This is a genomic window from Tepidimonas charontis, from assembly GCF_007556685.1.
Lineage (GTDB): Bacteria > Pseudomonadota > Gammaproteobacteria > Burkholderiales > Burkholderiaceae_C > Tepidimonas > Tepidimonas charontis.
Window position 1 is genome coordinate 35,113 of record NZ_VJON01000019.1, and the last position, 12,730, is coordinate 47,842.

The window sequence follows — 12,730 nt, forward strand, 5'->3', positions numbered from 1 at the left end:
TGCACCCTCTTTCCGCGCATGGCCACCTCGTCCCGCACCGCCCGCCGCGATCCGCACAAGGACCATCCGCTCATCGACGATATCCGGCTGCTGGGGCGGCTGCTGGGAGACGTGATACGCGAACACGAGGGCGAGGCCACCTTCGCGCTGATCGAGGATATCCGGCAGCTTTCGGTGGCCTACCGACGTCAGGGCGACCCACGCGCCGGTCGGCGCTTGGACGCCTTGCTGGCCGGGCTGAGCGACGACCAGGCCGTCAGCGTCATTCGCGCCTTCACTTTTTTCAGCCACCTGGCCAATTTGGCCGAAGACCGCCACCACGTGCGGCGGCGTGCGGTGCACGAACGTGCGGGCGACGTACAAGAGGGCAGCCTGGCGCACCTGTGGCGGCGCCTGCAGGCGCGCGGCGTCGGCGCCGACGCCGTGGCCGAGACCCTCGAGCGCGCCCACATCAGCCCGGTGCTCACCGCCCACCCCACCGAGGTGCAGCGCAAGAGCATCCAAGACGCCGAGCGCGACATCGCGCGTCTGCTGGCCGAGCGCGACGCCATCCGGCAGGCGGCCTGCGGCGCCCAACCCGAGCGCGACCCCGTGTTGGCGCGGCAGTTGAGCGCCTGCGAGGCGCTGATGCGCGCGCGCGTGACCCAACTGTGGCACACCCGGCTGCTGCGCTTCACGCGCTTGACGGTGGCCGACGAGATCGAAAACGCGCTGGCCTACTATCCGGTGACCTTTCTGCCCGAGATTCCGCGCCTGTATGCCGAGCTGGAAGCAGCGCTGCCGCAGACGCCCGTGCCGCCCTTTTTGCGCATGGGCCAGTGGGTGGGCGGCGACCGCGACGGCAATCCCAACGTCAACGCCGCCACCTTGCGTCTGGCGCTGCAGCGGCAAAGCGACGTCATCCTGCGCCACCTGCTGCGCGAACTGCACGCGCTGGGGGCGGAACTGTCGCTGTCGGCGATGTTGCTGCCACCTCCGCCGGCGCTGGCGGCGCTGGCCGAGCGCTCCCCCGACACCAACGCCCACCGCCAAGACGAGCCCTATCGGCGCGCGCTCACCGGCATGTACGCCCGGCTGGCGGCCACCTTGCGCGAGCTCACCGGCGGCGAGGCGGCGCGCCATGCCGTCGCCCCGCAAAACCCGTACACCAGCCCCGACGAACTGCTGGCGGACCTGCGGGTGCTCGACGCAGCGCTGGCGGCGCAGCGCTGCGAGGCGCTCGCCCAGCCACGGCTCAAACCGCTGATCCGAACGGTGGAGGTGTTTGGCTTTCATCTGGCCACCGTGGACTTGCGGCAAAGCTCCGACCAACACGAACGGGCGGTGGCCGATTTGCTGGCCCAGGCTCGGTTGTGTAGCGACTACAGCGCCTTGGACGAAAACGAAAAACGAGGGGTGCTGTTGCGTGTGCTCAATGACGTGCGCCCGCTACGCGTGCCGGGGCAGCCCTATGAGGAGCACACCCTCAGCGAGCTCGCCATCTTCGAGGCCGCGCGTGAGCTGCGCACGCGCTACGGAGCAGCCGCCATCCGCCACAGCATCATCAGCCACACCGAAGCGGTGAGCGACCTGCTGGAAGTGCTGGTGCTGCAAAAGGAAGCCGGTCTGTTGCGCGGCACCCTCGACCACGACGCCTGCGCCGACCTGATCGTGGTGCCGCTGTTCGAAACCATCGATGACTTGGCGCGCGCGCCACGTATCATGGAAGATTACCTGCGGCTGCCCGGGGTAGCCGAGATGCTCGCGCGCGCCGGCCCGCTGCAGTACCACGAACAGGAGGTCATGCTGGGCTACTCCGACAGCAACAAGGACGGCGGCATCGTCACCAGCAACTGGGCGCTGTACCGCGCCGAGGTGGCGCTGGCCGAGCTGTTCGACCGCCTGTCCGCGCAGTGGGGGCGAGCGCTGACGCTACGCTTGTTCCACGGCCGTGGCGGCACGGTCGGGCGCGGGGGCGGCCCCAGCTACCAGGCCATTCTGGCGCAGCCAGCGGGCACGGTGCACGGTCAGATACGGCTGACCGAGCAAGGTGAAGTCATCGCCTCCAAATACGCCAACCCCGACATCGGGCGACGCAACCTGGAAACCCTGGTGGCCGCCACCTTGGAGGCGACCCTGGCCCCGCCGGTCACCGACACCCCACCCGAATTCCTGGCCGCCGCCGAAACGCTGTCGCAAGCCGGTCTGCGCGCCTACCGCCAGCTGGTGTACGAAACCCCGGGCTTTGCCGACTATTTCTTCCACGGCACGCCGATTCGCGAGATCGCCGAACTCAACATCGGTTCGCGTCCGGCGTCGCGCAAGCCGAGTCAGCGTATCGAGGACCTGCGTGCCATCCCGTGGGTGTTCAGCTGGGGCCAATGCCGCGCCACGCTGCCGGGTTGGTACGGGTTTGGCAGTGCGGTGGCGGCGTTGCTGGGCGAGCACGGCGAGCGCGCCGGTACCCGGCTGCTGCGCCGCATGGCGCGTGAGTGGCCCTTTTTCGCCACCCTGCTGTCCAACATCGACATGGTCCTGGCCAAGAGCGACCTGTCGATTGCGCGCCGCTATGCCGCCTTGGTGCCCGATGCACGGCTGCGCCGACGCGTCTTCAGCGCCATCGAAGCCGAGTGGCAGCGCACACACGAGGCCCTGCAGCGCATCACCGGACACGCGCAGCGTCTGGCCAACAATCCGGCGCTGGCGCGCTCGATCGCCCACCGCTTCCCCTACATCGACCCGCTGCACCACCTCCAGGTGGAGTTGCTGCGCCGCTACCGCGCCGGCAACACCTCCGACAAGGTCAAGCGCGGCATCCACATCGCCATCAACGGCATCGCCGCCGGGCTGCGCAATACGGGCTAGCGAGCGGGCAGGCGGCGGGCGAGGCGGGCTGCGGCGCTGCGTTACCATCACGCCATGATCACGGTCTATGGCATCGTCAATTGTGAAACGGTGAAAAAGGCCCGGGCCTGGCTGCAGGAGCGTGGCGTGCCGCACACCTTTCACGATTTCAAAAAACAGGGGGTGCCCACCGAACGGCTCGACGCCTGGTTGGCCGCCCTCGGCTGGGAGGCCTTGCTCAACCGCCGCGGCACCACCTGGCGCCAGCTGGACGAGGCCACCCGCGCCGCCGTCACCGATGCGGCCAGCGCCCGTGCGCTGATGCTGGCCAAGCCCAGCGTCATCCGCCGACCGGTGGTCGAGTGGGGTCACGCCGTCACGGCGGGCTTCGATCCGGACGATTGGCAAGGCCGGCTCTGACGGCGCGGCGTTGGTCCACGTCGGCGCGGTGGTGTGCCGTCGTGTCGGGCATAGCGCCTACAATCGGCGCACCATGCACGCCATCACCGACACCCTCAGCGGCGCGGTCGTCCACACGCGCGCCAACGTCTATTTCGACGGCCAATGCGTCAGCCACAGTCTGACCCTGGCTGACGGTTCGCGCAAATCGGTCGGGGTGATTCTGCCCGCCACGCTCACCTTCAACACCGGCGCCCCCGAAATCATGGAGGGGGTCGCTGGGTCATGTGAAGTGCTGCTGCCCGGTGCCACCCAGTGGCAACGCTTCGGCCCGGGGGAGCGTTTTGCCGTCCCCGGCAACGCCAGCTTCCAGATTCGCGTCACCGGCCAACCCTATCACTACATTTGTCACTTCGGCTGATACCCGGGATCGGGGCCAGCGGCGGCGCACCGCGCCCAGCGCCCCACCCGTGTTCGTCACTCCTTTAGCCTTCTGCACAGACCGTCATGTCCACCATCCTGCAAAGCCTGCCCGTCGGCCAGAAGGTCGGCATCGCCTTTTCTGGCGGCCTGGACACCAGCGCCGCCCTGCTGTGGATGCGCCAAAAGGGCGCCATCCCCTACGCTTACACGGCCAACCTGGGCCAACCGGATGAGCCCGACTACGAGGCCATCCCCAAGCGGGCGCTGGCCTACGGCGCCGAGCGCGCACGCCTGGTGGACTGCCGGCCGCAGCTCGCCGCCGAGGGGCTGGCCGCGCTGCAGTGCGGCGCCTTTCACATCAGCACCGCAGGCCTGACCTATTTCAACACCACCCCCATCGGGCGCGCCGTCACCGGCACCATGCTGGTGGCGGCGATGAAAGAAGACGACGTCCACATCTGGGGCGATGGCAGCACGTACAAGGGCAACGATATCGAGCGCTTTTACCGCTATGGACTACTGACCAACCCGGCGCTGCAGATCTACAAGCCCTGGCTGGATGAGACCTTCATCGACGAGCTGGGCGGACGCAAGGAAATGTCGGAGTTCCTGATCCGCAATGGCTTCGACTACAAGATGTCGGTCGAAAAAGCCTACAGCACCGACAGCAACATGCTGGGAGCGACGCACGAAGCCAAGGACTTGGAATATCTGAACGCCGGCATCCGCATCGTCAACCCCATCATGGGGGTGGCGTTCTGGAAGCCGGAAGTCGAGATCCAGCCCGAAGAGGTCACCGTTCGCTTCGAAGAAGGTCGGCCGGTGGCGCTCAACGGCCGCGAATACCCCGACCTGGTCGAGCTGTTCCTGGAGGCCAACCGCATCGGCGGGCGCCACGGCCTGGGCATGAGCGACCAGATCGAAAACCGCATCATCGAGGCCAAGAGCCGCGGCGTCTATGAGGCCCCTGGCATGGCGCTGCTGTTCATCGCCTACGAGCGACTGGTCACCGGCATCCACAACGAAGACACCATCGAGCAGTACCGCGACAACGGCCGCAAACTGGGGCGGCTGCTCTACCAAGGCCGCTGGTTCGACCCGCAGGCTATCATGCTGCGCGAGGCGGCTCAACGCTGGGTGGCGCGTGCCATCACCGGCGAAGTGACCCTGGAGCTGCGCCGCGGCAACGACTACTCCATCCTCAATACCGAAAGCCCCAATCTCACCTATCACCCCGAGCGGTTGACGATGGAAAAGGGCGCGTCGGTCTTCACCCCGCGCGACCGCATCGGCCAGCTGACGATGCGCAACCTCGACATCAGCGATACGCGCGACAAACTGGCCATCTATACCCAAGCGGGGCTGCTGGCCATCGGCAAGGATGGCGACCTGCTGAAGCTGGGCGGCTGAGCGCCGATGCCCCCAGGCGGGGGCGCCTGGGCGCGCGCCGCCGTCACGGTGTGGCCTGCGCCCAGCGCACGATGCGCTCGGCCAAGCGCTCGGTGGTGCCGGGCGAGCGCAACTCGCCCGCCAGCACGTGCTGCTCGGCATCGGTGCTGTCGGTGACCGCCTCCAGCGTCGCCACGCCGGGAGGCAGGCGCGCCACCACCGCCTGTGTCAGTGCCGGATCGACCGTGCGGTCGGCTGGGCTGAACAGCACCAGCACGGGCGTGCGCACGCGCGCCCAGTCGCCCTCGCGCACACGCTGCACCAACGCCATCATCGGCAGCAGCGCCTCCACCGGATAGACCCGCGTCCAAGCGGCCTCGATGCGCGGATCCTCGCTTGGCGTGCCCACGGTGCCACCGGTGACGATGTGCGCGATCTGCCGTCCCCAGGGCCCAAGCAACCACTCGGTGCGCTTGTCCTGGGGGCCGAAATTTGGCGATATCCAGACCTGACGCGCCATGGGCACTCCGGCTGCGTCGGGGTGCTGCGCCAGCCACGCCGCCAGCGTCGCGCCGGTGGAGGTACCGATGACCAGCACACGCTCGCCCAGCGCATGGCCGATGCGCAGCGCCTCCACCCCGTCGGCCAGCCACTGCTGCATCGTCGCGCGCGCCAAGGCGGTGCCATCCTGTCCGTGGCCACTGAGGCGCGCCTCGTACAGGTGCGCGCCCAGCGCCTGCGCCACCCGAGCGGCCAGCGGATGGGTTTCCGCGCGCGTGGCGGTAAAACCGTGCAGATACACCACCGCCCATGGCGCACGCCGCCCCGGCTCTCCGTGCCAGACGATGCGCTTGGCGGCGTCGGGCCGCAAGCCCGGCACCTGTGCTTCCTGCTGGGCCAACCAATCGGGCAACGCGCGCACATCCGCCGGCGGCTGCGGGCGTGCTTGCGGCGCATCTGGGCCACCGTGGTAGCGCGGCCCGCCCCACCACAGCGCCAGTGGCAGCCATACCAACAGCGCCACCATCCACCCCAGGCGTCGCACCCATGGCCGCATGGCTGGCCGCGCTGGCCGTATCCCTATGTCCATCGCCGCTTCCCCTCTGACTCAACATGCCTCGACCGCAACTGGAACCCTGCCCGCGACGCTCATTACCAGGGCCGTCACGCGTCCAGCGGGTACACCGATCCTCGTACAACCATCGACCCGCGTCCTCACACCACCACCGGCTCCGGCTCCAAGCGAATCCCGAACCGTTCGTACACGCTGGTCTGAATCAGCCGCGCCAGCGTCATCACCTCGCCGCCGGTGCACGGCTGCTCGCGCCCGCCGCGGTTGACCAACACCAGCGCCTGCTTTTCATACACCCCGGCACGGCCTACGGTCTTGCCCTTCCAGCCGCAGGCGTCGATCAACCAGCCCGCCGCGAGCTTGATGCGGCCGTCCGGCAAAGAATAGTGCACCAGCTTGGGGTCACGCCCGATGATGTCGGCGCATTGCTCGGGCGTGACCGTCGGATTTTTGAAAAAACTGCCCGCGTTGCCCAGCACCGCCGGGTCGGGCAGCTTGGCGCGCCGAATCTCGCACACCCATTGAGCCACCTGCTGCGGCGTCGGCTCGGCCACGCCGGTCTCGGCCACTTTGCGTTGCAAGTCCTGGTAGTCCAGCTGCGGCCGCCAGCGCCGCGGCAGCCAAAAGCGCACGCGCGTGATCAGCGCCCGACCCTTGAGCCCCATGCCGCGCGCGCCGGCGCGTTCGTGCTTGAACACCGAATCACGGTAGCCGAAGGCGCAGTGCTCGTGGCGCAGCGTCAGGGGCTCGCCCGTGTCGAGGTCGATCGCATCCAGCGAGTGGAAGCGGTCTTGCAGCTCCACACCATAGGCGCCGATGTTTTGCACCGGCGCCGCCCCCACCGTGCCGGGAATGAGGGCGAGATTCTCCAGCCCCGGCCAGCCCTGTTCCAGGGTCCACTGGACGAAGGCGTGCCAATTTTCGCCGGCGGCAGCCTCCACCAGCCAGCCGCGTGCGTCCTCGTGCAGCAAGCGGCGCCCCCGCAGCTCCACCTTCAACACCAGGGCGCGCACATCGCCGGTGAGCACGATATTGCTGCCGCCACCCAGGATAAAGGTCTCGCGCGCACGCCAGTCGGGGTGCCGCACCAGCGCCCGCACGTCATCTTCGCTGCGCACGCGCACCAGACGGTGGGCGCGCGCGGCGATGCCGAAGGTGTTGAAGGGCTGCAACGACACGTGGTTCTCGACTACCATGCGCGCATTGTCGCAAACCCATCCATTCCGAAGATCAGAGGCATGCCCTCCTTCGACACCGTGCTCGAGCCCAACATGGTCGAGGTCAAGAACGCCGTCGAGCAAGCGCAACGCGAAATCGGCACCCGGTTCGACTTCAAAGGCAGCAGCGCCGCCGTCACGCTCAGCGGCCAGGAGATCACCGCGCTGGCCGACAGCGATTTTCAGCTGCAGCAGGTGCTGGACGTGCTGCGCAACAAGCTCACCAAACGCGGCGTCGATGTGCGTTTTTTGGACCCGGGGAAAATGGAAAAAATCGGCGGCGACAAGCTCAAGCAGGTGCTGACGGTGCGCCACGGCATCGCCACCGAAGATGCGAAAAAAATTCAGCAGCTCATCAAAGGCAGCAAACTCAAACTACAGGCCGCCATCCAGGGCGAGGTGGTGCGCGTCAGCGGCGCCAAAAAGGATGACCTACAAGCCGCCATCGCCCTCATCCGCCAGAGCATGGCGCAACTGCCGCTGCAGTTCACCAACTTCCGTGACTGAAACCGTGGCGCGGTGGTGATCATGGCCCTCGACGCTCACCCCGACCCCGCTGACGCCACCATGCACGACTGGATGGCGCGCTGGTCCGAGCTGGAGATGCATCTGGCGGCGCTCCTGCTGGCGCCGCCCACTGACGAGGCTTGGCTGGCGCGCTTCGAGCGTTTACTGACACAGGCACGAGCGCTGCTGGCCACCGACGAAGACGCGACCCTATACTGGCTCTTTCAGCTCGCCACCGCTTCCACCGTGGGCTACAGCAGCGCGCACGCGATGGCATGCTGGGCGATGTGCCGCCTGCTGGCACCGCTGACCCGTGTGCCGGCGGTCGATCAAGACGCGCTGGAGTGTGCCGCTCTGACGATGAATATCGGCATGACGCGGCTGCAAGATACGCTGGCCGAGCAAGAGGCGCCGCCGACGACGGAACAGCGCGCCCTCATCGACACCCACCCGGCGCGCGGGGCGCAGTGGTTGCGTGAACGCGGTGTGCGCGATGCGCGCTGGCTCGATCTGGTCGAACAGCACCACGAACCCGCGCCACGCGATATCACCTTGCGCCTGCTGCAGCGCATGGACCGCTACACCGCCCTCATCAGCCCGCGCCGCACCCGACTGGGGCGCAACGTCACCGATTCGGCACGCGCGCTGCTCCTGGGCGATGAGGGTGGCGTGGACGACATCGGCCGCGCTTTGCTGCAGACGCTGGGCATTTGCCCACCCGGCACCTACGTACGCCTGGCTGACGGCAGTATCGCGCTGGTACTGCGCCGCTCGGGTCGGCCCGGCGAGCCATGGGTGGGCGCGGTGCTCGACCCCGCCGGGCACCCCATTCCCGAACCAGCCCTGATCGACACCGGCGACGAAAAACACGCCATCGAGGCGGCTTTGCAAACCGCCACCGTGCGCGTGCGGCCCAACCACAACCGGCTGCTGCAGCTGTCGCGCCTGGCGCTGCAACGCTAGCCCATCAACCCACACGCGGCGATGCGGGCGCGACAGGGCCACGCGCGCCCCGGGCGCCTGTCTCAGCGGCGCCCCGCTTTCTTCTCGCCGATACGGCTCTCCTGCCCGGCGATGAGTCGCTGGATGTTGCCGGCGTGCCGCCACAGCAACAGCACCGACATCGCCGCCACCGCCGCCCCCACGGGCGCCTGCACGTCCCACGCCGCGCCGTCACCGAACCAGTAATACAGCGGGGCAAACACCGCCGCCACGATGGCCGCCAGCGACGAATACCGAAAGAACACCGCCACCAATATCCAACTGGCGATCACCGCCACGCCCAGCCAGGGCTCGAACGCCAACAGCACGCCAGCCGCGGTGGCCACGCCCTTGCCGCCCTGGAAACGGAAAAACACCGGGAATAGGTGCCCAAGAAACGCCGCCAGCCCCACGGCGGCCACCGTCATCGGCCCCCAGCCCCACGCGCCGCCCCACTGCGCCACGGCCCACACCGGCAACCAGCCCTTGACGGCGTCGAGCAACAGCGTCAACGCCGCCGCCGCCTTGTTGCCCGATCGCAACACATTGGTGGCCCCCGGGTTTTTGCTGCCATAGGTGCGCGGGTCGCGCAAACCCATCAGCCGGCTGACCAGCACCGCGAACGACAGCGACCCCACCGCATAGGCCAGCACCACCGCCGCCCACGGCATCCAAACCTCATGCATACCCTTCACTCCTGAATGGACTGCACCTGCGCCCGAGACCCGAGAACCCTCGGCCCCTGGGTCGGCCGCCTGCTTGGCGCCCCGCGGCAAGGCTGCCCGCAAGGCCGTAACGAGCCTCTAGCTTAATCGAGCGTGCGCCGGCGCACGCGGCGCCCTCCTCTTGCCGTGTGCGCGGTCGGTTTGCTCGGCTCATTGAGCCGGGTCACGGATCTCCCAGCGAATCCGGTCCACCGCCTGCCATAACTCGGGGGTCAGGCTCACGTCCCACGCATCCAGGCAGGCGTCGAGCTGTGCCAGCGAGGTCACGCCGATGATGGTGCTGGCCACGCGCCAGTTGCGGTAACAAAACGCCAGCGCCAGCTGCACCGGCGTCAGACCGTAGGCGCGCGCCAGCGCGTTGTAGCGGCGCGCCGCCGCCAGCGCCTCCGGCCGCCCCCAGCGCTGCTTGCGCATGCTCTCGAACAGCGCCAAGCGCCCTTGCGGGGGGCCGTCGTGCGCCAGCCCGGTGGCGTCGTATTTACCGGTCAACAAGCCAAAGCCCAGTGGCGAGTACGCCAACAAGGACACCTCCAGCCGGTAGCAGGTTTCATCCAACCCGTTTTCGTAGCTGCGGTTGATCAGGCAGTATGGGTTTTGCACACTGGCTACGCGCGGCAAACCGTACTGCTCGGCCAAGCGCACGAATTCGTGCACGCCATAAGGGGTCTCGTTGGACAGGCCGACCGCGCGCACCTTGCCGGCACGCACCAGGGTATCCAGCGCCTCCAGCTGCTCCCGTATGCTGGCGCAGGGGCGCTCCTTGGACGGATCGAACGTCAGCGCACCAAACATCGGCACATTGCGCGCCGGCCAGTGGATCTGGTAGAGGTCGATGACGTCGGTCTGCAGCCGGCGCAGGCTGCCCTCGCAAGCGGCGATGATTTCGGCCTTGGTCAGGCCGGCCTGCTCGCCGCGAATCCAGGGCATGCCGCGCGCGGGCCCCGCCACTTTGGTGGCCAGCACCACGCGCTGCCGTACGCCGGGGCGGCTGGCCAGCCAGCGGCCGATGATGGTCTCGGTGGCGCCGTAGGTCTCGGCGCGGGCTGGCACTGCATACATCTCGGCCGTATCGATGAAGGCAACACCGCGCTCCAGTGCGCGGTCCAAAATGGCGTGCGCGTCCGCCTCGGCCACCTGCTCGCCAAACGTCATGGTGCCCAAGCAGATGGGCGAAACACGCAGTCCACTGCGGCCCAGTACAACGGGTTTCATGCGCTCATCGCTCCGTGGGATCGTTGGCTGGGGGGCGCGCGGCGGCCTGGATGCGCGCGCGGGCCTCCTCCTGCAGACGCAACACGCGCCGCTGGACCTTGCCGGTGGTGGTCATCGGCAGCGCCTCGATGAATTCGATCTCTTTCGGATATTCGTAAGGTGCCAGACGCCCTTTGACGTGCGCCTGCAGCTCGGCCACCAGCGGCGGGTCGAACTCGCGCTCGGGATCGGTGCGGCGCGCGCGCTGCTCGGCCCACTCGGGCGTCAGCACCACAAAGGCTTTGACCACCGCCCCGCGTTCGGGGTCGGGCTTGGGCACCACCGCCGCATTGGCCACCGCTGGGTGCTTGAGCAGGCAGTTTTCGATTTCGCTGGGCCCGATGCGGTACCCGGCGGCCTTGAATACATCGTCGGCGCGCCCCTGATACCACAGATAGCCGTCGGCATCCTGCCGCGCCAAGTCACCGGTGCGGCACCAGCTGTCGGACGGATCGCCCGTGAATTTGGCGCGGGTGGCCGCGTCGTTGCCCCAGTAGCCCAGAAAAAAGACCGGATCGAGGTCACCGTGGCGGTCGCGCCGGTGTACCGCCACTTCACCGACCGCACCCACCGGCACCGGGTGACCATCTTCATCCAGCAGCGCCACACGGTGCCCCGGATAAGCGCGCCCCATGCTGCCGGGTTTGGCCGGCCACAGGCGCGCGCAGTTGCCCACCACATAGTTGATCTCGGTCTGGCCGAACATCTCATTGACGGTCACGCCAAGCTGATCGCGGCAGTAAGCGAACACCGCGTCACCCACCGCCTCGCCCGCGCTCATGATGGCCTGCAGATGCAGCCGGTAGTGCCGACGCGGCTCGGGCACGGCCTTCATCATCGCCTTGAGCGCCGTCGGGAACAAAAAGGTGTGCGTGACCCGATGGCGCTGCAAGAGCGCAAACGCCTGTAGCGGATCGAAGCGACCGCACCAGGCCACGATGGGGCGGCCGAAATAGAGCGTGGGCAGCAGCGCATCCATCAACCCACCCGTCCACGTCCAGTCGGCCGGACTCCAGAACACGGCGTCGCTGCGCACCCGCGCATCGGCGGGGTCGAAGCCAAACCAATTCTGGCTGCACACGAAGCCACTGAGGTTGCCGATCAAGGCCCGGTGCGGTATCAGCGCCCCCTTGGGGTTGCCGGTGGTACCGCTGGTGTAGATCAGCACCGCGGGGTCGTCGGCAGCGGTGTCGTGCGGCTCGAATCGTTTGCGCAGACCGGCGCGCGCCTGTGGCCAGTCGATCACTTCGACATCGAAGGCGCCGGTCAGCCCGATGACGTGGCGCAGCGCGGGGCAGCGCGCGCGCACCGCCTGTACGCCGGCACCGGTGACATCGTCCACCAGGGCCACGGCCGCCGCGCTGTCTTGCAGCCGGTACTCCAGCGCCTCGGCGCCGAAAAGCTGCGACAACGGCACGGCCACCGCGCCCAGCTGCCACACGGCCATGTAGGCCACCGCGGTCTCGAAACGCTGCGGCAACACGATGGCGACACGGTCACCCGGTCGCACGCCCAACAGCCGCAGGGCATTGGACAGTCGGTTGGCCTCCTCGGCCACATCGCGAAAGGTATGGGTGCGCGGGCGCGCCCAACCCGGGCCATCCTCGATGATGGCCGGCGCCGCAGCGCTGCGGCGGCGGCGTGCCCAGCGCCGCACACACACTTCGGCGATGTTGAAGCGCGCCGGCACGTGCCTGTCAAGGCAAAGTAGAAATGTCCGCCCTCTGAGCAAGTTAGAAATGTCCGGTTTGACGCCGAAGGTATGTCCTCATGGGCTGGCCCATGGGCCAGCCCATGAGGGCGGAGCGCTGAAGAGACGACGCCAGGGGTGCTCAGGGCCGGGACACCATGGCTGTTTGACTTGGCGCGCTTTGAGGATGTCATCCACCCGCGCATTGAGCGTCTTGTCATCGACGGCGCTGGGGGTGGCTGGAGCAGGATCG

Annotated in this window: 11 protein-coding genes; 6 read left to right on the forward strand and 5 right to left on the reverse strand. The window is 68.0% G+C overall.

Going from position 1 to position 12,730, the window contains the following annotated elements:
* The first annotated feature begins 18 nt into the window (after window positions 1-18).
* The 4 genes from ppc to argG all read left to right on the forward strand — a co-directional run bounded on the left by ppc (window position 19) and on the right by argG (window position 5,055).
* Complete coding sequence (gene ppc / locus Tchar_RS07125) at window positions 19-2,844, forward strand: phosphoenolpyruvate carboxylase (protein WP_144328360.1); 2,826 nt, start codon at window positions 19-21, stop codon at window positions 2,842-2,844.
* A 54-nt stretch (window positions 2,845-2,898) separates the two neighbouring features.
* On the forward strand, window positions 2,899-3,243 hold the full coding sequence (locus Tchar_RS07130; protein ID WP_144328361.1) for an ArsC family reductase: 345 nt from the start codon (window positions 2,899-2,901) through the stop codon (window positions 3,241-3,243).
* A gap of 73 nt (window positions 3,244-3,316) precedes the next feature.
* Complete coding sequence (gene ppnP / locus Tchar_RS07135; protein ID WP_144328362.1) at window positions 3,317-3,643, forward strand: pyrimidine/purine nucleoside phosphorylase; 327 nt, start codon at window positions 3,317-3,319, stop codon at window positions 3,641-3,643.
* Between the two features lie 86 nt (window positions 3,644-3,729).
* Window positions 3,730-5,055 carry an argininosuccinate synthase gene (argG, locus tag Tchar_RS07140; protein WP_144328363.1) on the forward strand — a complete coding sequence of 442 codons (1,326 nt, stop codon included), beginning with the start codon at window positions 3,730-3,732 and terminating at the stop codon, window positions 5,053-5,055.
* A 43-nt stretch (window positions 5,056-5,098) separates the two neighbouring features.
* Here the strand turns inward: argG and Tchar_RS07145 are convergent, their stop codons facing one another.
* Complete coding sequence (locus tag Tchar_RS07145; RefSeq protein ID WP_144328364.1) at window positions 5,099-6,124, reverse strand: alpha/beta hydrolase; 1,026 nt, start codon at window positions 6,122-6,124, stop codon at window positions 5,099-5,101.
* A 125-nt stretch (window positions 6,125-6,249) separates the two neighbouring features.
* Window positions 6,250-7,302, reverse strand: a complete 1,053-nt coding sequence (murB, locus tag Tchar_RS07150; RefSeq protein ID WP_144328365.1) for a UDP-N-acetylmuramate dehydrogenase — start codon at window positions 7,300-7,302, stop codon at window positions 6,250-6,252.
* Window positions 7,303-7,344: 42 nt separating this feature from the next.
* Between murB and Tchar_RS07155 the strand changes: the two genes are divergently transcribed.
* Both Tchar_RS07155 and Tchar_RS07160 read left to right on the forward strand, forming a co-directional pair.
* The gene (locus tag Tchar_RS07155) at window positions 7,345-7,830 is read left to right on the forward strand and encodes a YajQ family cyclic di-GMP-binding protein (protein WP_144328366.1); all 486 of its coding nucleotides are present in this window, start codon (window positions 7,345-7,347) and stop codon (window positions 7,828-7,830) included.
* Window positions 7,831-7,851: 21 nt separating this feature from the next.
* On the forward strand, window positions 7,852-8,793 hold the full coding sequence (locus tag Tchar_RS07160) for an HD-GYP domain-containing protein (protein ID WP_144328367.1): 942 nt from the start codon (window positions 7,852-7,854) through the stop codon (window positions 8,791-8,793).
* Between the two features lie 62 nt (window positions 8,794-8,855).
* Here Tchar_RS07160 and plsY read toward each other — a convergent pair whose 3' ends face one another.
* From plsY to Tchar_RS07175, 3 genes are all read right to left on the reverse strand, one after another.
* Window positions 8,856-9,497, reverse strand: a complete 642-nt coding sequence (plsY, locus tag Tchar_RS07165) for a glycerol-3-phosphate 1-O-acyltransferase PlsY (RefSeq protein WP_144328368.1) — start codon at window positions 9,495-9,497, stop codon at window positions 8,856-8,858.
* A 189-nt stretch (window positions 9,498-9,686) separates the two neighbouring features.
* On the reverse strand, window positions 9,687-10,748 hold the full coding sequence (locus Tchar_RS07170) for an aldo/keto reductase (protein ID WP_144328369.1): 1,062 nt from the start codon (window positions 10,746-10,748) through the stop codon (window positions 9,687-9,689).
* Window positions 10,749-10,752: 4 nt separating this feature from the next.
* Complete coding sequence (locus Tchar_RS07175; protein ID WP_236640374.1) at window positions 10,753-12,519, reverse strand: acyl-CoA synthetase; 1,767 nt, start codon at window positions 12,517-12,519, stop codon at window positions 10,753-10,755.
* Between the last annotated feature and the right edge of the window lie 211 nt (window positions 12,520-12,730).

Excerpts from the sequence above, each read along its gene's own strand:
- Tchar_RS07145 (WP_144328364.1), bottom strand. The coding sequence starts at position 6,124 with ATGGACATAGGGATACGGCCAGCGCGGCCAGCCATGCGGCCATGGGTG.
- ppnP (WP_144328362.1), top strand. The coding sequence starts at position 3,317 with ATGCACGCCATCACCGACACCCTCAGCGGCGCGGTCGTCCACACGCGC.
- Tchar_RS07160 (WP_144328367.1), top strand. The coding sequence starts at position 7,852 with ATGGCCCTCGACGCTCACCCCGACCCCGCTGACGCCACCATGCACGAC.
- argG (WP_144328363.1), top strand. The coding sequence starts at position 3,730 with ATGTCCACCATCCTGCAAAGCCTGCCCGTCGGCCAGAAGGTCGGCATC.
- ppc (WP_144328360.1), top strand. The coding sequence starts at position 19 with ATGGCCACCTCGTCCCGCACCGCCCGCCGCGATCCGCACAAGGACCAT.
- Tchar_RS07170 (WP_144328369.1), bottom strand. The coding sequence starts at position 10,748 with ATGAAACCCGTTGTACTGGGCCGCAGTGGACTGCGTGTTTCGCCCATC.
- Tchar_RS07155 (WP_144328366.1), top strand. The coding sequence starts at position 7,345 with ATGCCCTCCTTCGACACCGTGCTCGAGCCCAACATGGTCGAGGTCAAG.
- Tchar_RS07130 (WP_144328361.1), top strand. The coding sequence starts at position 2,899 with ATGATCACGGTCTATGGCATCGTCAATTGTGAAACGGTGAAAAAGGCC.
- plsY (WP_144328368.1), bottom strand. The coding sequence starts at position 9,497 with ATGCATGAGGTTTGGATGCCGTGGGCGGCGGTGGTGCTGGCCTATGCG.
- murB (WP_144328365.1), bottom strand. The coding sequence starts at position 7,302 with ATGGTAGTCGAGAACCACGTGTCGTTGCAGCCCTTCAACACCTTCGGC.